This is a genomic window from Francisella frigiditurris, assembly GCF_001880225.1.
Lineage (GTDB): Bacteria > Pseudomonadota > Gammaproteobacteria > Francisellales > Francisellaceae > Francisella > Francisella frigiditurris.
Window position 1 is genome coordinate 1,487,804 of the sequence record NZ_CP009654.1, and the last position, 20,781, is coordinate 1,508,584.

Here is a 20,781-nt window from a genome sequence, read left to right on the forward strand (position 1 = left end):
TTTGCCAGATACGGCAAATGAATAATTCCACACAAAATCATTCAAGTAAAGAAAAATTAGATTTTAAAAGAACTTAATTTAATTTAGAAATATCTGCTACTGAAATAAATAGCTTATGAAGATTATTTAATAATGCTATACGGTTTTTTCTAAGACTATCATCTTCATCCATAACCATTACATTATCAAAAAAATCACTAATACTTTTATCAAGACTACTTAGAAGCTCTAAAGCTGTTTCATAATTTCTAATAGAAACTTCATGATGAACTTTTTGAGTTACTTTTTCTATATTCTCAGCCAAATTTATTTCGTATTGATTACCAGCTTTATTACTTATAGAAATATCATAAGCACCTTTTAATTCTTGAGAATTTTTAGCTAGAATATTTGCTACTCTCTTATTAGATGAAATAAGACTAGCTGCTGAACTAGAATTTAAAAATCCAGTAATTGCTTGCACTCTTAAACCAAAATCTTTTACAGATGAAAAATTAGTATTAATTACTGATTCAAATACATCATTTGGCACACCTTCTTCTTTATATAGATTCTTAAATCTATCTATACAAAAGCTTACTATTTCATCTTTAATATCAGTTTTAAACACTAGATTATTTACTTCTCTATAACTTGAAAAAGCTACATCTAAAACCTGCTCTAAAGAAATATCTAGATCTGTATCACGAAGTATTCTCAATATACCTATAGCAGATCTTCTAAGTGCAAAAGGATCTTTGTTACCTGAAGGCTTCTGCCCTATTCCAAATATTCCAACTAGAGTATCTAGCTTATCTGCCAAAGCAACACAATTAGCTATCTTACTTTGTGGTAGCTCTGCACCAGAATATTTTGGCCAATATTGCTGCTCTATAGCATCAGCTATCACATCAGGCTCACCGTGTGCTTTTGCATAATACTTGCCAATAATGCCTTGCAAATCAGTGAATTCAAAAACCATATCTGATATTAAATCTGCTTTTGCCAAAAGCCCTGCTCTATATGCAATTTCACCATCTTCTTGAGATAGCTTAGCTAACTCTTGTGATGTATTTGCTATCCTTTTAGCCTTTTGTAGCATATTCCCAAGCTTATTTTGGAAAGTTACGTTTTCAAGCTTAACTAAGAAGCTATCTAAAGGTTTTTTAACATCTGTATCATAAAAGAATGCTGCATCTGACAATCTAGCATTCATAACTTTTTGATTGCCTGTAGTTACTAGCTCTGGCTTTTTACTTTGAATATTTGAGATAGTAATAAAATTAGCAACCATTTTTTTATTATTATCTAATAACGGGAAACATTTTTGATGTTCTTGCATAGAAGATATTAATGCTTCTTGAGGAACTCTTAAAAAATCCTTATTAAAGCTACATAACATAGCATTTGGAAATTCAACTATTGCATTTACTTCCTCTACCAGATCAGTATCTAAAACCACATTATAACCATGTTTTGCTGCTAACTCTTTTGCTTGTTCAATCACTAAAGCTTTTCTTTCTTCCCAATCTACTAAAACCATAGCTTGAGCTAATTTATCTTTATATGTAGAAATTCGAGATATTGAAATAGCCTCTGGATGATGAAATCTATGTCCATATGTAATATTACTAGCTTTGTGGTCAAGTATAGTCATATCAACAACATCATCACCATACATAGCTAAAACCCAATGTACAGGTCTTACAAACTCTACTGATGAATCACCCCATCTCATCATCTTTGGTATTGGAAGTTGCTTTAAAGCTTTAGCTATTATTTCTTCTAAAAGCTTAGTTGTTTTTTGACCTTCTTGAATAGACTTAAAGAAAAGTTTTTCTCCTTTTGGAGTATCTATTTTATCTAACTCATTTAACTCTACTCCGCAAGATTTTGCAAAGCCTAAACCAACTTGTGTAGGTTGACCATCTTTATATGCTAAATGTAAGAATGGCCCTTGTTTTTCAACAATAACATCCTCTTGCTCACTTGCTAAATCTAGAATAGAAAAAGCTAATCTTCTTGGAGAGGCAAACCATACTGTTTTACCAAAACTTACTTTAGCTTCTTTTAACTGTTCTTCTACGCTTGACAATAATGATTGAGCTAATTTTTTAAGAGCTTTAGGAGGTAGCTCTTCAGTACCTAATTCAAATAAAAAATCTTTTTTTTCAATAGTCATAATAAACCTTTTAAAGATAGCAAAATTCAATATTTAATCCACTTAAGGTATTATACAGTAATAAAGCTATTGATAAAATTTAATAAAATAAATTTCTTCCTATGTTTATTGATACACATTGCCATCTTGATTTTGAAATATTTGATGATTCTCGCGATGATATTGTTGAAGAATGTAAATCATTAAATATTAACAAATTCATAAATCCAGCTACTAGTTTTTCAAACTGGCAAGAGCTTATACATTTAAGGGAAAAGTTTAGCAATATCTCTATTTGCTTCGGACTACATCCTATCTTTATAGAAAAGCACTCTCAAGTGCATATAGAACAACTTAAAAAATATACTATTGAAAATAATTGTAAACTTATTGGAGAAATTGGTTTAGATAAGAGGTTTAACAATTTTGATAAACAAATAGATATCTTCTCGCAACAGCTAAATATAGCAAAAGAACTTAATAAAAAAGTGATTATCCATTCAGTAAAAACACATAATGAGATTATTAAAATAATTAAAGATACTAGCTTTACAAATGGTGGAATAATTCATGCTTTTAATGGAACCTATCAGGAAGCAAAAATATTTATTAATCTTGGCTTTAAGCTAGGTATTGGTGGAATACTATCTCACACAACCTCTAAATTAAAAGAGACTCTAAATAAAGTATCATATAAAGATATTGTTTTAGAAACAGACTCTCCTGATATGAATCTCTATGATTCTAAAGAGTCTATAAATAAGCCACAAAATATAATAAAGATTTTTGATTTGCTAAAGAATATTTATATGGAAGATCCTGATATACTAGAACAACAAATTTACAAAAATAGTCTAGAGCTTACCTAAAAATGTATATCTCTAATATAAAGTTACAAAATTTTAGAAATATAAGCTCTCAAGATTTAATTTTTGAAAAAGACATTAACTTAATAATTGGGCAAAATGGCTCTGGTAAAACTTCTATACTTGAGGCTATATATTTTCTTTCTCACAGTAGATCTTTTAGGACCTCTCAATTAAATAGAATAATAAATCATGAATCTGATGAGTTTTTTATATTTTCAAAAGCTAAAAATAATGATGATGATATAACAATAGCTCTCTCAAGAAAAAAAAATGGTAACAGTGTTAGTAAACTAAATTATGAAATACAAAAAAGCCATACAGAAATAACTAAGACATTACCTATACAATTAATAAATCCAGAAGCTTTTAATCTAATAAACTCTGGTGCAAAACAAAGATGTAAAATACTCGACTGGGGCGCTTTTTATCTTGATAAAACTTTTCTAAAAATATGGCAACAAACTAAGTTTTTAGTAAAACAAAGAAACTCTGCTTTAAAACAAAATTATCCTAGAAACTATATAACTAGTTTAGATAAAAAATTACAAGAATTTGCGGATCTTCTTGATGTCAAAAGGCAAATATATTTTGAGAAGCTAAAACCTAAAGTTTTTGAAATTCTAAAAAACTTTAATCCCGATTTAGATTTAGATATTGACTATTATAAGGGCTGGAAACATGACCAAACCTTAATAGAAGTTTTAGATGAAAATTTTGAAAATGATAATAGATATAATGTCACGAATCACGGCCCTCATAAAGCAGATATCATCCTAACAATTAATCATAAGCCTATTCAAGATATATTTTCTAGAGGGCAACAGAAACTCCTTATTTGTGCCATAAAATTAGCTCAAGGTGAAATACATAATTTAGAGAATGAAAATAGATGTATTTACTTAGTTGATGACATAACATCAGAACTTGATTATAACCATACTGAAATGTTATTTAATTACTTAAGAAAACTAAGCTCTCAAGTTTTCATAACAACTACAAACAAAGACAAAATTGATAAATTTATCAGCGATACTGCTTTAACAATTCAACTATAGTATTTATAACTCTAATTACTAACTGCTAAGTACTTACCTTGATTTAGTAAACAATATTTTAGAAAATAAATTTAGTAGTGCTTCTTTTATTATGGCGCTCAAGTTTTGAAAAGGAGATATTGATGAAAAAGATTTTAAGTATTACTGCTATTACTACTTTAGCAGCTTTAGGTTTAACAGGTATAGCTAATGCTTGTACTGTTGCTACACATGATTTTAAACCATACGGTACTTTTGCTTCTAGAAATTTTGATGTTTGCTTAGCTGTCCAATCACAGTTTACAGTATATCCTAGAAATCTTGAATTTACTGGCGCCACCCCAGAAGAAACAAAAAACACGGTTAACTGGAAAAATAAATATGGGTATGTAGTTATAGAAGAAACAAACTGGGGAAATGTTGCTTCAGAAGGACTAAATGAAAAAGGACTTGCTGCTCATATACTTTATAATGGTAAAGAAACCACTGTCAAAATTGATCCAAATAAACCAACTATCAATAGTATAAAATGGCTACACTATATACTTGGGAACTTCAGTAATGTAAATGAAGTATTAGATAGTATCAAGAAATATAATTTACATAACTATCCAGTTTCTGTTAATGGTAAAAAAGTTAAACTACCTATTCATTATAAAATAGAAGACAGCAGTGGTGATTCAGCAATTATTGAGTTCTCAGATGGAAAAGTTTATACATACCATAACCCAAGTTACACAGTTATGGCAAATGAACCTAACTATGATGAGCAAATTCAAAACTTATTAAAACTTTCTGCTAATGGTAAAAAATATAGTATTGATAATCTTCCAGGTGGAGCTAATTCATTAAATAGATTTGCTCGTACATTCTACTCAACAACTATATTACCTGATACTTCAGAATCTCAAAATAATGCTATCCGAGATATGTATAGCATCATGAACATGGCTAGTGTTCCATTCAACAACTTAGAATGTAGCTTAGCTGCGATGATTGAAGGTAAAAGCAACCAGAACCCAGAAGATACATGGCCAACAGTATGGACATCTGCATCTGATTTAAGTGGTAAAAAACTATATTACTCTAGTGTTGCTGTAGGTAATCGTGTATGGGTTGATTTAAATAAAGTAGATCTTGATAAAGGACAAAAACCTATAAGTGTAAACCTAGAAGATCATTCTCTTGTTGGAGATATTTCTGACAAATTAAAATAATTTTCTAATCTAAAATTCCTATCTTATTTGTATATTATCTACTTGATCAAAATAAGGATCTTGACCATAACTATCTATACCTTGTGAAGCATGTTTGAACGCAGCTGAAGGTCTGTAAGAACTCACACTTGCTAAAGCCATTGAATAAACTGGCATTACTAATAAACTACTTCCTAACATCAAACTGATTATCTTTTTCATTTTATTTACCTTTTATAATTATGTATCTATCTTTCTTAGTTGTTATGTTATACCTATGTAACATAAATGTTAAATATATTGATTTTATTAGGTTAATAACTTTTTCTTATATTTAAAATATTAAATAATTTAAGTAATATAATTATAAAAAGTCATATTTATAAAACTAATGAAAAGATTATTGCTAGTTACCCTATTCCTGCCATTTTTTTCATTCGCTAATGAATGCAATGAGGGAAATACTTATGAAATAAATCAATGCCTAAAAGCAAAAATTGAAGAATCCAATAAAGCTATAGATAAGATACAAAATCATAATACTAAAGAGTTTAAAGAGCTGAGGGACAAAATATGTCAAAATGTAAGCGATGTATACAAAGGCGGTTCTTTTCAATCAATAAGTTATGGCAACTGCGTAATATCTTTAAGTAACTGGTATATTGAGCAAACTAAAGTTTAAAACTATTCTTTTAGCTTTAATAATTTTCTAATCTGTAAAGCTACCAGAAAGAATAATAAATAAGATATTATCATCAATAGATATATGGTTATCTGTCCCCAATCATTTAATAATGTAACATTAGGTTTATTAATAGCTGCCAATAAAGGAATTGTGGTTAGAAAAGCCTGTTTTACTGAATAAGCTATAGAAAATATATTATAAATATCTATTTTATCAGCATATAAAATACTTATACTCTTTATGCTTGAAAATAAAAACATAAAATATGCAAAAAACCAGCAATAAAAGATTCCAATTATTGGTTTAAATAAACTTGTCCCACAACCATTCACTAAGTCATACAGACACACCCAGAATTTAAAACCTCTATTAGTAGTCTCTTCTGCTTTTTTCTTAAGATAACAGCTATGTAGTTGTTGAGCTTCTATATATGCATTATTTTTATTTAAAAATTCAGCTAGTCTACTAAACTCTAAAGAACCTATCTCTTTAGTCTTACGTAAGCTATTAAGATTTTTAAAAGTTTCAGGGTTAATTTCTACTGAATTCTTTATAGATGATTTTTCATCAAAACTAGGTACTTCCTTAAATTTACAATTAAGCCATTCTAATTGAAATAAAGAGCAATTCTGAAATTCAACAGCAATATCAACCAAATTATTACAATATAAAAATATATTTTTAAAACCAGTAAAAATACAATGATTATCACCATTTTCTATTTTTATATCTGTAGTTGATATATCACCATCCAAACTAAAAGAAGATATATAGTAATCACCTATCTCTTGTTTTATATACATTTTTCTCTTTGAAAAAGAAAAAGTACCTTTTATACCTAAATAATCTGTTTTAGCCCAGGGTAGAAACTTAACTCCATCGATTATAAACCCTTTAAAAGGAATACCACTCTTGGCTTTTATAATTAATTCAATAAAATTCTCAAACTCTATTTTTTCTAAAGCCTTAGCAGGCTTTCCTTCTCCAGAGCTCAAAGTAAGAGCATTTAACTGCTTCAACTTATCACTACTATCTTTATTTAAAATTTTAATAAAACTTTCTTCATCAGATTCTGATAAAACTATATCAATATTATTAGACTCAGTAAAGCTTCTACTAATATTTAAACTATACAAGCAACTAAAATAACTTAATAAATCTAATCTTAATTTTTCAGCATTAGCTCCTTCTATACTTTCTAGTATTGTTCTTACAATATCTTTTTTAGTTGCTTCTTTGTCAAAATCAAAAAGATTTAAAATCAGACCTTTATTGAAACATTCTAATTGAAGAACATTTTCTTCTAAAAAATTTTGAGCAACATGGCAAGAATTATTATCATGAGAGCCTTCTTCTATAGAATAATATGTACGTCCTTTATTCTCAGAAAGGAAAAAATTAAAAAATGTCCTTAATTCAACATCACTTTTACAAATACTAGGTAGATTATCAAAATTACAATTACTCATAAGCCGTTCTCCACATAGGAGAAACATTATCAATCACATTATCTCTATCAGAAACTTGTGATAAGAAATTTAGCCCAGTTCTTTCTTCTATGCTTTTGATAGAAACTCTATATTTATCAACATCTTTTTTATCAACACTCGAATTAGGCATTACAAAAGCTATAGCTTTATTTGTAGATGGCACATATATTATTTTGAAGAAGTAATCAGGCACAGCAACTTTATTGTCACCTATCGTTTTATGGATAGTTTTTTTCTTATAAATAGGTCCAGTATAAACATATATACTTTGATACATATTTGCCCAAATCCTTTCATAAGTTTCTAATCTCTCCCACCCCTGTCTATTTAGACCAGCTTTTTGTGGCGCAATATTAGATAATAAGAAAGACTCATACCCAGATTTTTTACTAAAGTCCATAGATGCATAAGATGCTAAATGCCCTCTATCATATCCCGAATTTTTATAATCTGATAATGTAGCTCTATAAACAAATGGAACATCAGAATCTTCTCTAAAGGCATCCTCTCTTTCATTTTTATTTGCTACTTTTGCACTAGTGAGTTTAAATGCCACCCAAGTAGGCTCTTTTGTCTGATAGTTATAACCTGCAACATAGCCATCTCGGCATAAGTATAGATCAACTTTTCCTAAGCCTGAAGTTACATTAAAACTAGGATTTCCATATATTAGAAAATCATGACAATAATTAGTAACTGCTGGTAGAGTCCTTTCTGGAGCATATTGTTCTAAATCATCAAACTGAGCCGCAGCTGCTGCATCATCTTTTTTATCAGAAGCTAGCCTTGCCCAAAAGCTAGTTTTTTCTTCCTGCTCTGGTTGTGTAGTTATATCATCTTGATTTAAAGAGTCAGGTTTGTTTTCTTGTGTGAAAAACTGATAAATTTCATATCTGAAATTTACAAACTTTTCTTTTAAGTTATATTTATCAAAGAAAGCGCCTGAAAAACCACCAGTTATAGCAAGAAATAAAAAGAGAAAAATCTTAATGTATTTTTTATTCATTATTTAATATGTCTTGTTTTATATAGTAAGAAATCTTTTACTTCTTGTTCTTCTATTAGAGGAAGCACTTCTTTACGAATTCTACTGTAATAGTTATTTATAGTTTTCTTTTCAGTATAAGTAAGCATTATTGTTTCTATCAGCTTGAATTCATAAGGAATCAGAGTTAAATCTTCAAAATAATAGAAATATCCATGACCAGTTGGACTATCTACATTTCTTTCTCTTACATAGCATAAGTTTTCTATTCTTATACCAAAATCATCTTTAAAATAAGCTCCTGGCTCATTACTTAAGATCATACCAGGCATAAGCTCTTGCTGAGAGGCTGCACTAATAGACTGAGGACCTTCATGCACTCCTAAGAAACTACCAACCCCATGACCTGTACCATGAGCATAGTTAGCACTAAAATGCCACAAATGCTCTCTTGCTAATACATCAAGCTGTGAGCCTTTAGTCCCTTTAGGAAATACAGCTCTACCAAGTCCAAGATGTCCTTTTAAAACTAAAGTGTAATATCTTCTTTGTTCTTTAGTTGGTCGACCAAAATGAAGAACTCTAGTTACATCTGTAGTACCATCTTTATACTGACCACCTGAATCAGTTAATAAAGGACTTATATTATCAAACTTCTTATTTGTCTTCTCAGAAGATCTATAATGAATCACAGCTCCATTGCCAGCAAAACCAGTAATATAGTCAAAACTATTTTCAACAAAATTCTTCTGCTTAGAACGAAACTCGAAAAGCTTAGCTTGTGCTGTTAGCTCATCTAAGTTTTCATAATTATTTTCTAACCAATGCCACCACTTTATAAACGCTGCTGCATCTTTTCTATGAGCATCTTTAGCGCCATTTATTTCTACAGGATTTTTTAATGCCTTACTAAGTCCAACAGGTGTATCTACCATTAACGCATAACAGCTACTATTTTCATTTCTCTTAATATTTCTAACTATTTTGTAATTAACATTAGCTCCATCTAATAAATATTTTCCAGATTTGCTTTCTAAGTCTGCATAAAACTGGCTATACTCTCTAACTTCAACTTTATTTTCATCAAAATAGCTTCTTACCTCTTCTGTTATTTTCCCACTATTTACATATAAAATAATTTTATCTAAAGAAACAAGTAAATAGCTAATAACTAAAGGAGTACATGCTACATCCCTTCCTCTAATATTTAATAACCACGCTATATGATCTAATTTTGAGTCAACATAAAAATCAGAATTAGTCTGTTTTATAGTATTTCTTAACTCTTCTATTTTAGAAGAAACACTTCTACCAGAGTACTGAATGCCATGTTCTTCAATCAATGTACAAGGAACATCAATAACCTGATTTAATTTTTCCTGAGCTTTATGTATAAGATTCTCTTCATCAAACACAATATTATAGTTATGCTCATTTAAAAGCTCTAACAACTGAGTAGCTTTTTTATAATCAATCTTAGCTGGATCTATACCAATAGTTTTGCCCCCAGCATTTTTCCATAACCATTTAGTTATTTCAGATTCAAATCCTGTTTGTTTAATAAGTTGAAAATCATTGGAATCTAATTGTTTCTCAGCTTGCAAAAAATATCTACCATCTGTAGAAAGATAAGCTTTATCCATACCCACAAGTACATCACCTGCTGATCCATCAAAACCACTTATCCAAGCTCTATATTGCCAACATTTTGGAACATACTCATTCTTATGATCATCTACTGATGGCACAATATAATAATCAAATCCCTTTTCAGCCATTAGTTCTCTTAGAACTTGTAACTTCTGTGACATAAAATTCCTTTTACATTAAACTAAAACAAACTATTCTTCGAACCAAATAAAACTAGCTAAACGACCTGTGACATTATCTCTACGGAAAGAATAAAGTCTCTTATCACTATATGTACATAATCCTGAATCTATGACATCTAAACAGTGATTTTTCATTAAAATATCTTTAGCGACAAGCTTCATATCAAATAAGTATTTATTATTGCCAATAGCCTTAAATGCATATTTATAATCTTCATGCTTATCAACATATATATCATAAACATCTTGACCAACTTCAAAATACTTATTAGTAATACATGGGCCAAGCCATGCAACTAAATCATATCCGACAAATTCTTTTAGAGTCGCTTCTAAAACTCCATTTGCTAGCCCTCGCCAGCCTGCATGTACTGCAGCAACTTTAGATCTTTTCTTATCAAACAATAAAACTGGTAAACAATCCGCAGTTAATGCAATACAAACCTGATTTGGCTTATCTGTATAAATAGCATCACTAGGCTCAGCGTTATAAATATCAAAGTATGAAACTATATTTGTATGCTGTTGATTAAGCCATTTGATATCTAACTTATTAAAGTATGATGAAAAAAGCTGACGATTATCTTTTACAGCTTTAGGGTCATCTCCAACTTGCTCTGATAAGTTAAATTTTGCAAAAGCTTCTCTACTGAAGCCCTGAGTATTAGTTGTATATCCTAATCTTATTTTAGGAAAATGAGTACTTACAAAAATTACTGACATTGACCACCATACTTATTTTTTACATAGTTTTCTACAATTTCTATAAACTCTTTAGAGATATTATCTCCTCTTAAAGTATAAACTTTTTTTCCATCTATAAATACTGGTGCTACAGGAGACTCACCGCTTCCCGGTAAACTGATTCCTATATCTGCATTTTTTGACTCGCCAGGACCATTTACCACACAGCCCATCACAGCGACTTTAAGCTTCTCAACACCTTTATAAACATCTTTCCATTCATGCATTTTTGTATCAAGATGATCTTTTACTTCACTAGTTAAAACTCTAAAAAAGGAGCTTGTAGTACGACCGCATCCAGGACATGATGTCACACTTGGTGTAAAAGTTCTTAAGCCTAAATTCTGTAATATTTCTCTACAAACCCTTACTTCTTCAGTTCTTGGAGCATTTGGGGCTGGAGTTAAAGAAACTCTTATAGTATTTCCTATACCCTGCTGTAATAATATTCCTAAGCTTACCGCACTAGCTACTATTCCTTTAGTACCCATACCTGCTTCTGTTAAGCCAAGATGTAAAGCATAATCACACTGTTTAGCAAGCTGTTGGTATACTGCTACAAGATCTTGTACCTCACTAACTTTACAAGAAATAATAATCTTATCTTTTGCTAAACCCAAATCTTCTGCATATTTAGCACTTTCTAAAGCTGAAGTTATAAGCGCCTTATGCATAACCTCTCTGAGTGGTAATGGATTTTCCTTAGCGACATTCTCATCTATTAATTTTGCTAAAAGTGCTTGATCTAAGCTTCCCCAGTTAACACCTATTCTTACTGGCTTATCATTCTTAATTGCTATCTCTATTATTTGAGCAAACTGAGTATCTTTCTTTTTTCCAAAACCTACATTACCTGGATTTATTCTATACTTCGCAAGTGCTGTAGCACATTCTGGATATTTAGTAAGTAAAGTGTGTCCATTATAGTGAAAATCTCCAACTAAAGGCACAAAACAGCCAACTTGCTCAAGCCTTTGTTTTATTTCTGGTACAGCACTCGCTGCCTCTTCATCATTAACAGTAATTCTTACAAGCTCACTTCCTGCTCTATGTAAAGCTAAAATCTGTTGAACTGTTTTTTCAATATCTGCAGTATATGTATCCGTCATTGATTGGACAACTACAGGGTTTTCACCACCTATTAATACATCGCCTACTTTTACGACATTCGTTTTATACATAAAGCTACTACCAGCCTCTTCTTTTTTTGAAAAATAAACCTAAATATATATAATCATTATAACATCATAGCTATTATTTTAAGAGGTTTTAGATGAACTTTAGAGAGCTAGAAAGTTTTCTAAATAAATATCTAGAAATAGATTTATTTAAAGACTACTGTCCAAATGGTTTACAAGTTCAAGGAAATCGAGATATAAAAAAGATTGTAACGGGTGTTACAGCTTGTGAAGCTCTTATAGATAAAGCTATAAAAAATAATGCTGATGCCATAATAGTTCATCATGGCTACTTTTGGAAAGGTGAGTCATACCCTATTATAGGCATGAAATATAATCGAATATCTAAACTCATCAATAATGGAATACATCTATTTGCTTATCACTTACCTTTAGATGGACATAAAGAAGTTGGCAATAACATACTAATAGCTAAAAAATTAGGTCTTGAGAATATAGAGTTTTTTTCTACTGGAAACTCTCCTGATATTTCTGTTATTGGCGACTGTAATTTAAATATAGAAGAATTAGAAAAGTTAATTTCTAATAAACTAAATAGAACTCCTACTATTATAAAAGTAAATTCAAAAAGCAACAAGATTGCTATTTGCACAGGAGGAGCTCAAGACTTTATAGAGTATGCTTATGAAGCTGGAGCAGATACCTTTATTTCTGGAGAAATCTCTGAAAGAACTACCCATTCTGCTAGAGAATTAGGCATAAACTATATTGCCGCTGGCCATCATGCCACAGAAAAGGAAGGTGTTAGAGCTTTAGGAAATTTATTAGCTCAAAAATTTAATTTAGAAAATATTTTTATTGATATTGATAACCCTGCATAGGTAAAAATATGGAAGCTTTAAAATACTCTTTAAAACTATTATTAAATATCTTTTTGACATTTATAGTATTTCGTAGAGAAAGATCTACTCCCGCAATGCGTAGATTTTGTTTTTTACTGACCGCTATAATTATTACTATTGGTTCCTTATATGTATATTCCACACCATTATTTACTACTAGCACTACCGCTTTAGCTATATTAGTAATTATTGCCTTCTATTTTGCCTTAAGCTTTAGACTTCTTATATTAACAGTGATTCTTACTGTTTGTCTTAGCATGCCAGGAATATACTATGTGGTCACTGACTCTGATGAAGTTAAAACAGAACTATCTATGCTTAGCACCTATGGCTCTATTATAAGAGGGACTTTTGATAGTACAACAGACTTCTCAAGTGAAACTTTACAAACTATTGGAGATGCTTTTGATAATGACTCTATTAGAGACTTTTTCTTAAATATGAGTAATAGTGTTAAAGAAGCAAAAGCATCTGGACAACAGAGTGATACTTATAACTATACAAAAATTTTACAGAAAAATTTAATCATGATGTTAATCGTCTTTTCAGTTTTATTATCTGCACTAACATCTTATATTTGCGTGATCTTTTCTCACTTAGAATATAATAGATACTTAAAAATACGTGACCTAGACACTCTAAATAGAAATAATAAAAATATTGCTACTTCTAAAACTAGCTAATCCTTTTTAACAAAACCTTGCTCAATCTCTTCTAATGATAAACCATTTGTTTTCGGCACAAACTTAAATGCTATGAAACTATACACTAGCGTACATACGCCACATATACCAAGAATAACACCATAATTACCATTAAAGTGTTTAGTAATTGGCATTACTGATGAAGCTAGAATTGCAGAAGCCATACTATTTAAAAACAATGCTACAGCTAAGCCTTTACTTCTTATATTTGTAGGTAGAAGCTCTGACATAATAACCCATATATAAGCTCCAGGTCCAATAGCGAAGAAGAATATATATAATATAAAGCCTATAAGTAAAACTATACCTTTTGCTGAAGTATCTGGCATAGTATACATAAGAATAGATAATGTAAGTAGAACTATAGAAACCATAAGTGTTCCGAAAGTTATAACGAACTTTCTCTCAATCTTATCAGCTATTAGTACGGCTATAATAGTTGTAGCAAAGTTAAGGCCTGTTATCGCAACACCACCGACAACAGCAGCATACACAGACCCTAAACCTGTCTCTTTTAACATTGTTGGTGCATATTGTAAGATACTATTTATTCCTGTCATCTGAGCTAAAATTGCTACTGAAAATACTATTAACATTGGTAATAAATAATGTTTTTTTGTAAGACTTGATATCAAACTTCCTTCATTTCTAGTTTTTTCAATTAGAGCCTTAACTTCTAGCATTTGTAGTTTTGTTGCATCTGCACCTATAGTCTTGATAAGTATTTTTTCTGCTTCTTCCTCTCTATTCTTCATAATCAACCATCTAGGAGACTTAATTAGGAAGAAACCGCCTATAAATACAATCAAACCAGGAATTATAGCTGTAAGAAACATATGTCTCCAATCACCAATCTCTAAACCTGTGATAGGATCTTTTGATATAAAGAGTAAGCTTATAGCTACAGATATCAATATTCCTGCGGTCAAAAACAGCTGAAAACATGTAACAGCTAAACCTCTAATTTTACTAGGAACAGATTCTGTCAGATATAATGGAACAGTTATAGATATAAAACCAACAGCTATACCCTGAATTAGTCTTGAAAATAGAAGGAAGTTATAGCTTTCAGAAAAATAAATCATAAAAACGGATACTGTGAATATTAAACCAGAGGCTGTAATGATATTTCTTCTCCCAAATAAATCAGCTAAAATACCACCAATAAGAATTGCAAAGGCTCCTCCATATAAAACAGAACCTCCCAAGAACGACTCTTGTGCGGCAGTCATGCCTAATTCAGATTTAATAAAAGGTAAAGCACCTCCTATTATACCTATATCATAACCATACAACATTCCTCCCATTGCTGATAAAAAGACTATCAAGAAAATTCTTAGCTTATTTACCTCTGTCATTTTACGATCCTTATTAGATAGTTTCTGTAACTTTTTTTAGATTAATAGGTGCGTCAGGATTATTACCTAGCTTAATAGCTAGATTATTAACCATTAAATAGAATTTCTGAATTATAATGATTGGCTCTAAGATTGGATGCGTTTTTATGTTTATATCTAAAAACAAATCTTTTCTTACATCATTCTCTATATTTTCTGAGCCAACAAATATAGTATCGACATCAAGATCGGCTACTCTATTAGCTACACCAATAGTGCCCTCTAAGCTTTTATCATTTTGAGAAATTATAAAAGAAGCAAAATCAGAACTCATCAGAGCAAATGGTCCATGTAACACTTCTGCTCCACTAAAAGCTTCTGCATGAATTCCACAAGTTTCTTTAAACTTAAGAGCCATTTCCTGTGCTATTGGATAGCCGAATCCTCTACCTATCACAAACATACTTTTATGTTTCTCTAATATAGATATTGCTTCATCCCATTTACTTTCTAAGCTTAGCTTTAAATTACTTGGTAATTTTTGTAATTCGAAGATTAAATAATCATCTTGCTTATATTCCGCAACAATATCCAATAAAGCCACTAACGACGTTATAAAACTTTTTGTAGCAGCTACTGCATTTTCTTCATCTGCTCTTACCGGTAAAACTAAATCTGAAGCATTAGCTAAAGGAGAATCTTCTTTATTAACTATACTTAAAGTTAAACACCCTGCTTTCTTACAATTTTCTAATGCCAACTTTAAATCTGGACTACCACCAGATTGAGATATAGCTATAACTAAAGTTTCTTTATCTCCGATTTCTTTATCATAGATAGTTGAGATTGATGGTGGTAATGAAGCCACACTCCAGCCAAGCTCGATGTTAAATAAATATTTTGCAAAATTAGCAACACAGTCTGAACTTCCTCTAGCGATAGTTATAACTCTTTTTATATTTCGTTGTTTAATTTGACTAACAATATTTTGAACTAATTTTTTATTTTGACTTAATTGATTTTCAACCTTTTCCCACGAGCTCTCTGCTTCATGCTGCATTATCGTTTTTTTCATTTATTTTAAATACGTTATCCCTTCTTATATTTCATTATATCTAGCATTTTTATTATTTACATATGAAAAAATTCATTTCGCTAAAATTATAGCTAGAAAAGAACATTAAAAAATGTAGAATTAGAACAATCTCTTTACAATAAAATAAGGAAAACAAATGCTTATAGCTCTTTTAATAATACTGGCATTATTTGTTTACCTACATATTAAAGCTTATAGTTTTAACTTCAGAACAATACTAGCCCTTGTTGTAGGTATAACAATTGGTTTAATCTACAATTTATTAAATTGTGATAATAATCATTTTTCTCAATTAGTATCTATTATAGGTGATGGTTATATTTCTTTACTGAAAATGTTAATAATACCTCTAGTATTAACATCAATTGTTCATTCTATTATAAATCTTAAAAACTATACTGGCTCATACATAATAAAAGTAGCATATAAAACTATAGGTATTCTCCTAATAATGACTGGGGTTAGTGCTATTATAGGTGCTTTAATCGCATTATCTATGCATACAGGCTTAGGTATAAATTTAAACAATGCAACACCAGATTCAAATCCTGAAACATCAACATTTGCTCAAACTATTTTAGGTTTTTTTCCTAGTAATATTAGTTCTGATATGACAAATAATAATGTTATGGCTGTTGTTATATTCTCGATTCTTTTAGGCTTTGCAATTTTAAGAGCCTATAGAGAAAACCATGAGCTTGCTCAACCATTTATAACTTTCATTGATTCTCTATTTTTTGTTGTTAAAAAGCTAGCGAATATAATAATAGCTCTAACTCCTTATGGTGTACTTGCTCTTATGATAAAAATGGGTATAGGACAAAATAAAGAATGTGTAATGACTGTTATTTATTTTATCTTCACTATATATGTTGCTTTAATAATAGTATTAGCAATGCATATTATTCTATTACTTATTTTTAGAACAAATCTAAAAACTTTTTACAAAAGTGTTTGGAATGCATTATTAGTTGCAGCCACAACTAGATCAAGTATGGGTACATTACCTTTATCAATTGAAGGACTACGTAAATTTGGAGTTTCAGAAACAGTTTCAACATTTGCTCCAACTATAGGTACGACCTTAGGTATGAATGGTTGTGCTGGTGTTTTTCCTGCAGCCTTGGCTATTATGGCAATGCAAATAAGTGGTGTAGACATCACAATATCTACGATATTAATAATAGGATTTATCTGTATGCTAGCTTCTCTTGGCGTATCTGGAATTCCTGGAACAGCATTTGTCGCAGCTGGAGTAGTATTCTCATACTTCGGATTACCATGGGAGCTTATTGCAATAATAATAGGTGTAGATGCTATCGTTGATACATTTAGAACTCCAATCAACATTCATGGAGTAATGACAACTGCTGTAATAGTTGATAAAACGACTAAACCAAACTAAAGAAATCTTTTACTCCTCTTTTAAAACTAAAATCTTCATATTCCACTCCAACAAAATACAACCCTTGTGGCTTGGCTGTTTCTGCAGCTAAACATCTATTTTTTGCATCTAAAACTTGTAGTATCCAAGCTGGCTCCTTCAGGCCTATGCCAACTTTTAAAAGAGACCCAATAAAATTTCTAATCATATGGTGTAAAAAAGCATTTCCAACAACTTCAAAAATTATAAAATTATTGTACTTTGAAAATTTAGCTTCTTTCACATATCTAAATGGAGTATTAGACTGACATTGTGAAGATCTAAAAGAAGTAAAATCCAATTCTCCCACTAAGTATTGGGCAGCAACATTCATTTTATCTATGTCTAATGGCCTATTTTCCCATAAGACATGATTTTTAAAAATTGGTGAGCTTACTTTAGAGTTATAAATAACATAATTATATGTTCTAGTTAATGCTGAAAATCTCGCATTAAACTCTAGATTAACTTCTATTATATCTATTACCTTAATATCTTCTGGTAATAAAGCATTCGCTCCTCTATAAAAAGCCTCTAATGTTCTATCACTATCAGAGAAAAAGTTAACTACTTGGGAAGTCGCATGCACTCCAGCATCTGTTCTTCCTGCACAAGTCACTTCTATATTATGATTTGCTACTTTACTTAAAGCTTTTTCTAGTTCTTCTTGTATACTGTTTGAATGAGTTTGCTTTTGCCAACCAGAATAATTTTTACCAAAATATTCAACTTGTAATAAATAATTTTTCATATTTTCTTATTTAAGAAATTTAACTATCCTGCTATGTAAAGTTTCCATCTCTTTTGGAATAAGCTTAGAAAAATTGATAAAACCATGAACTAAACTATCAAAATGATAATGTTGAACATCCACATCGTGTCTTATTAATTTTTCTGCAAATAATAACCCTTCATCTTTTAAAGGATCATATCCAGCAGTTACAACAAAGGTTCTTGGCATTCCTTCCAAATTTTTTATATAAAAAGGAGAAATTTCAGGAGATTGTCTATCAAAATCATTTGGTACATACAAGTCAGAATACCATTTAGTTTTTGCCGTAGTTAATATATATCCACTGGAAAAATCACTCAATGATTTAGTTGGTAAATGTGACAAATCAACAGAAGGATATAAAAGAACATTATTTGCTATTTTAACTTTTTTATCTTTCAATAAATTATATGTTGCTAATATAGATAAATTAGCTCCTGCACTATCACCCATTAGAGTTAAGCTTTCTTTACAGATTGCAAATTTTTTTGCATGTTTAGCTACATATTCTGAAACAAATTCTACATCATTTAACCCTGCTGGGAACTTATGCTCAGGCGCTAGTCTATAATCTATAGAAAATACTACTCTATCTGTTGTTAATGAAAGCTTTCTACAAAAAGCATCAAATGAATCTAAAGTCCCTGAAACAAAACCGCCTCCATGAGAAAAAATTATTGCTGCTGATTTTTGGTTTAGATTTGGGCTATATACTCTTACAGGAATTTTATGCCCATCATCATGTGTTATTTCTATATCTTCAACTTTCGCAACACTTTCTTTTTCATAACTATATAAGCTAAGAGATGCTGCTGCCTTTCTAGTTAAATCTATATCTCGTAAGGTACCTTCCCTATCATATTTACTTATAAACATAAGTAAATCTTGTAATTTAGATGGAATAGTTTTAACCCCACCATATAAGTCAGGAACTTTTTTAAGCGTATCTTCTTCACGTACCCCATCAAGTTTAGAATTATCTCTAGATATGATTTGCAGCCAAGCTTTTTTATTTGGAGCTAAAGACTCTAAAGGTGTAGATAAATACCTAGCCATCCCAAGTTCATGACAGTCATTTTCAGCATAAAAGGATAGATTTTTAACTATCCATTTAACTACCATCTCAGCTTTTGTATTGTTAGTTTGCCTTATTTCTAAAACATTATACTCATTTCTAACATCATAAGACCAAGGCACATAATCAACTATAAAGTTACAACATATATAATTTAATCCCGCCTCTCTAGCTAAAGCAAACTCGGGAAATGCTGTCATACCAATAACACCACCTCCCATACTTTGAAAACATTTAGCATCTATAATAGTAGGAAACTGCGGTCCTTCAATACAAACATAAGACTGTTTAAAGTGTATAGGAAAATCAAAAGCTTCTTTATTTGCTCTTATCTCTTCAGCAATACTTTCTGTTATTGGTTTTGATAAAGACACATAATTAAGCAAACCTTGATCACAAAAAGTAAACTCTCTTAAAGATTTAGTTCTATCTATGAACTGATAAGGAATAACCATATCGCCAGGCTTTAATTCTCCTCTTAAGCTTCTAACAGAAGAAAGAGCTATAACTGAAGTAGCACCATATTTTTTTAAAGCATAAATATTAGCTTTATAATTAATTTGGTGAGGTAAAATATTTTCATCAAGCCCAGTCCTATTTAAAAACAAAGCCTCTTCACCACCTATCTTTATCTTAAATAACCCATTAGAACATAACCCAAAAGGAGTTTCTCTAGATAACTCTTCAATGATTTTAAATCCATCAAAATATTCAAATCCACTACTTCCAATTATTGCCCACATATATTTTACTGCCTATTTAAATTCTGCTTTAAGAATCTTTTTATTATCTAAGAATAAGTCTATATTAAAAATATCACCCTGATAAACTACCCCTACACCTTTAGGAGTACCCGTCATCAAAAAATCATTTTCTAGAATTGATATATTATTTTCTTTTAAAAATTGAACTATCTGGCATGGTTTATGAATCATTAAATCATAAGAACCTTGTTGTACTATTTCACCATTTTTATATGCTCTAAAATTAAGAGACTTTAAATCTTCACCCTTAATCTCAACGAATTCACTCAGGATTGCACTATTATCAAAAGCTTTTGCCAATTCCCAAGGCAGGCCCTTTGATTTAAGCTTTGTTTGCAGAGCTCTATCTGTTAAATCAATTCCTAACCCAACTCCCTTAATCTCGCCTTTATCGCTAAAGGCAAATACTATTTCAACTTCATAATGTATTTCCCTATTATTTGGAATTTTTAAAGATGCTGTAATTGAAGAGTTTGGTTTAATAAAAATCACAGGATTTTCTGGAATTTCATTTTCTAGCTCATATATATGCTCTATATAGTTTCTACCTATACATATAACTTTTGATTTTGATTTATCTATATACATATAAAA

Annotated in this window: 19 protein-coding genes; 7 read left to right on the top strand and 12 right to left on the bottom strand. The window is 30.3% G+C overall.

The window, feature by feature from the left end; genetic code table 11:
• Positions 1-73 precede the first annotated feature (73 nt).
• Positions 74-2,161, bottom strand: coding sequence for a glycine--tRNA ligase subunit beta (gene glyS, locus KX01_RS07440; protein ID WP_071664383.1), 2,088 nt, complete (start codon positions 2,159-2,161; stop codon positions 74-76).
• A 101-nt stretch (positions 2,162-2,262) separates the two neighbouring features.
• Between glyS and KX01_RS07445 the strand changes: the two genes are divergently transcribed.
• The 3 genes from KX01_RS07445 (at position 2,263) to KX01_RS07455 (ending at position 5,260) form a co-directional block, all read left to right on the top strand.
• Positions 2,263-3,009 carry a TatD family hydrolase gene (locus KX01_RS07445; RefSeq protein ID WP_071664384.1) on the top strand — a complete coding sequence of 249 codons (747 nt, stop codon included), beginning with the start codon at positions 2,263-2,265 and terminating at the stop codon, positions 3,007-3,009.
• A 2-nt stretch (positions 3,010-3,011) separates the two neighbouring features.
• Positions 3,012-4,064 carry a DNA replication/repair protein RecF gene (recF, locus tag KX01_RS07450; RefSeq protein WP_071664385.1) on the top strand — a complete coding sequence of 351 codons (1,053 nt, stop codon included), beginning with the start codon at positions 3,012-3,014 and terminating at the stop codon, positions 4,062-4,064.
• A 122-nt stretch (positions 4,065-4,186) separates the two neighbouring features.
• Positions 4,187-5,260 carry a linear amide C-N hydrolase gene (locus tag KX01_RS07455; protein WP_071664386.1) on the top strand — a complete coding sequence of 358 codons (1,074 nt, stop codon included), beginning with the start codon at positions 4,187-4,189 and terminating at the stop codon, positions 5,258-5,260.
• An 18-nt stretch (positions 5,261-5,278) separates the two neighbouring features.
• On the opposite strand, the gene KX01_RS09390 is transcribed toward KX01_RS07455, so the two are convergent.
• Complete coding sequence (locus KX01_RS09390) at positions 5,279-5,461, bottom strand: hypothetical protein (RefSeq protein WP_156860390.1); 183 nt, start codon at positions 5,459-5,461, stop codon at positions 5,279-5,281.
• A 169-nt stretch (positions 5,462-5,630) separates the two neighbouring features.
• On the opposite strand from KX01_RS09390, the gene KX01_RS07460 reads away from it, so the two are divergent.
• Positions 5,631-5,921, top strand: coding sequence for a lysozyme inhibitor LprI family protein (locus KX01_RS07460; protein WP_071664387.1), 291 nt, complete (start codon positions 5,631-5,633; stop codon positions 5,919-5,921).
• Between the two features lie 2 nt (positions 5,922-5,923).
• Here the strand turns inward: KX01_RS07460 and KX01_RS07465 are convergent, their stop codons facing one another.
• From KX01_RS07465 to ispG, 5 genes are read right to left on the bottom strand one after another with little or no spacing between them, the layout of a single operon-like run.
• Positions 5,924-7,393 (bottom strand): hypothetical protein, encoded by a 1,470-nt coding sequence (locus KX01_RS07465; protein ID WP_071664388.1) that lies wholly within the window; start codon positions 7,391-7,393, stop codon positions 5,924-5,926.
• Positions 7,386-8,420 (bottom strand): DNA/RNA non-specific endonuclease, encoded by a 1,035-nt coding sequence (locus KX01_RS07470; protein WP_071664389.1) that lies wholly within the window; start codon positions 8,418-8,420, stop codon positions 7,386-7,388. Before KX01_RS07470 ends, KX01_RS07465 begins: the two co-directional genes overlap by 8 nt.
• Positions 8,420-10,210: an aminopeptidase P family protein gene (locus KX01_RS07475; protein WP_071664390.1), complete on the bottom strand. Its 1,791-nt coding sequence runs from the start codon at positions 10,208-10,210 to the stop codon at positions 8,420-8,422. The genes KX01_RS07470 and KX01_RS07475 overlap by 1 nt, the downstream gene beginning before the upstream one ends.
• A gap of 30 nt (positions 10,211-10,240) precedes the next feature.
• Positions 10,241-10,954, bottom strand: coding sequence for a peptidoglycan editing factor PgeF (gene pgeF / locus KX01_RS07480; RefSeq protein WP_071664391.1), 714 nt, complete (start codon positions 10,952-10,954; stop codon positions 10,241-10,243).
• The gene (ispG, locus tag KX01_RS07485; protein ID WP_071664392.1) at positions 10,945-12,156 is read right to left on the bottom strand and encodes a flavodoxin-dependent (E)-4-hydroxy-3-methylbut-2-enyl-diphosphate synthase; all 1,212 of its coding nucleotides are present in this window, start codon (positions 12,154-12,156) and stop codon (positions 10,945-10,947) included. The genes pgeF and ispG overlap by 10 nt, the downstream gene beginning before the upstream one ends.
• Positions 12,157-12,248: 92 nt before the next feature.
• Between ispG and KX01_RS07490 the strand changes: the two genes are divergently transcribed.
• Both KX01_RS07490 and KX01_RS07495 read left to right on the top strand, forming a co-directional pair.
• Positions 12,249-12,995 (top strand): Nif3-like dinuclear metal center hexameric protein, encoded by a 747-nt coding sequence (locus tag KX01_RS07490; protein ID WP_071664393.1) that lies wholly within the window; start codon positions 12,249-12,251, stop codon positions 12,993-12,995.
• A gap of 8 nt (positions 12,996-13,003) precedes the next feature.
• Entirely contained in the window at positions 13,004-13,699 is a 696-nt protein-coding gene (locus tag KX01_RS07495) for a hypothetical protein (protein ID WP_071664394.1), read from the top strand.
• Here KX01_RS07495 and KX01_RS07500 read toward each other — a convergent pair.
• Positions 13,696-15,078, bottom strand: coding sequence for a sugar porter family MFS transporter (locus KX01_RS07500; protein WP_071664395.1), 1,383 nt, complete (start codon positions 15,076-15,078; stop codon positions 13,696-13,698). The genes KX01_RS07495 and KX01_RS07500 overlap by 4 nt on opposite strands.
• A 13-nt stretch (positions 15,079-15,091) precedes the next feature.
• A complete protein-coding gene (locus KX01_RS07505) occupies positions 15,092-16,132 on the bottom strand; it encodes an SIS domain-containing protein (RefSeq protein WP_071664396.1) in 1,041 nt (346 codons plus the stop codon).
• Positions 16,133-16,289: 157 nt separating this feature from the next.
• Here KX01_RS07505 and KX01_RS07510 point away from each other — a divergent pair, with 157 nt between their 5' ends.
• A complete protein-coding gene (locus KX01_RS07510) occupies positions 16,290-17,558 on the top strand; it encodes a dicarboxylate/amino acid:cation symporter (RefSeq protein WP_071664397.1) in 1,269 nt (422 codons plus the stop codon).
• On the opposite strand, the gene truA is transcribed toward KX01_RS07510, so the two are convergent.
• The 3 genes from truA to KX01_RS07525 are packed head-to-tail and all read right to left on the bottom strand — an operon-like array spanning position 17,545 to position 20,775.
• Positions 17,545-18,327 (bottom strand): tRNA pseudouridine(38-40) synthase TruA, encoded by a 783-nt coding sequence (gene truA / locus KX01_RS07515; protein WP_071664398.1) that lies wholly within the window; start codon positions 18,325-18,327, stop codon positions 17,545-17,547. The two genes, KX01_RS07510 and truA, sit on opposite strands and share 14 nt — an antisense overlap.
• Positions 18,328-18,333: 6 nt before the next feature.
• Complete coding sequence (locus tag KX01_RS07520; RefSeq protein WP_071664399.1) at positions 18,334-20,166, bottom strand: alpha/beta hydrolase fold domain-containing protein; 1,833 nt, start codon at positions 20,164-20,166, stop codon at positions 18,334-18,336.
• A gap of 12 nt (positions 20,167-20,178) precedes the next feature.
• Positions 20,179-20,775 carry a fumarylacetoacetate hydrolase family protein gene (locus tag KX01_RS07525; protein WP_071664400.1) on the bottom strand — a complete coding sequence of 199 codons (597 nt, stop codon included), beginning with the start codon at positions 20,773-20,775 and terminating at the stop codon, positions 20,179-20,181.
• Positions 20,776-20,781 lie beyond the last annotated feature (6 nt).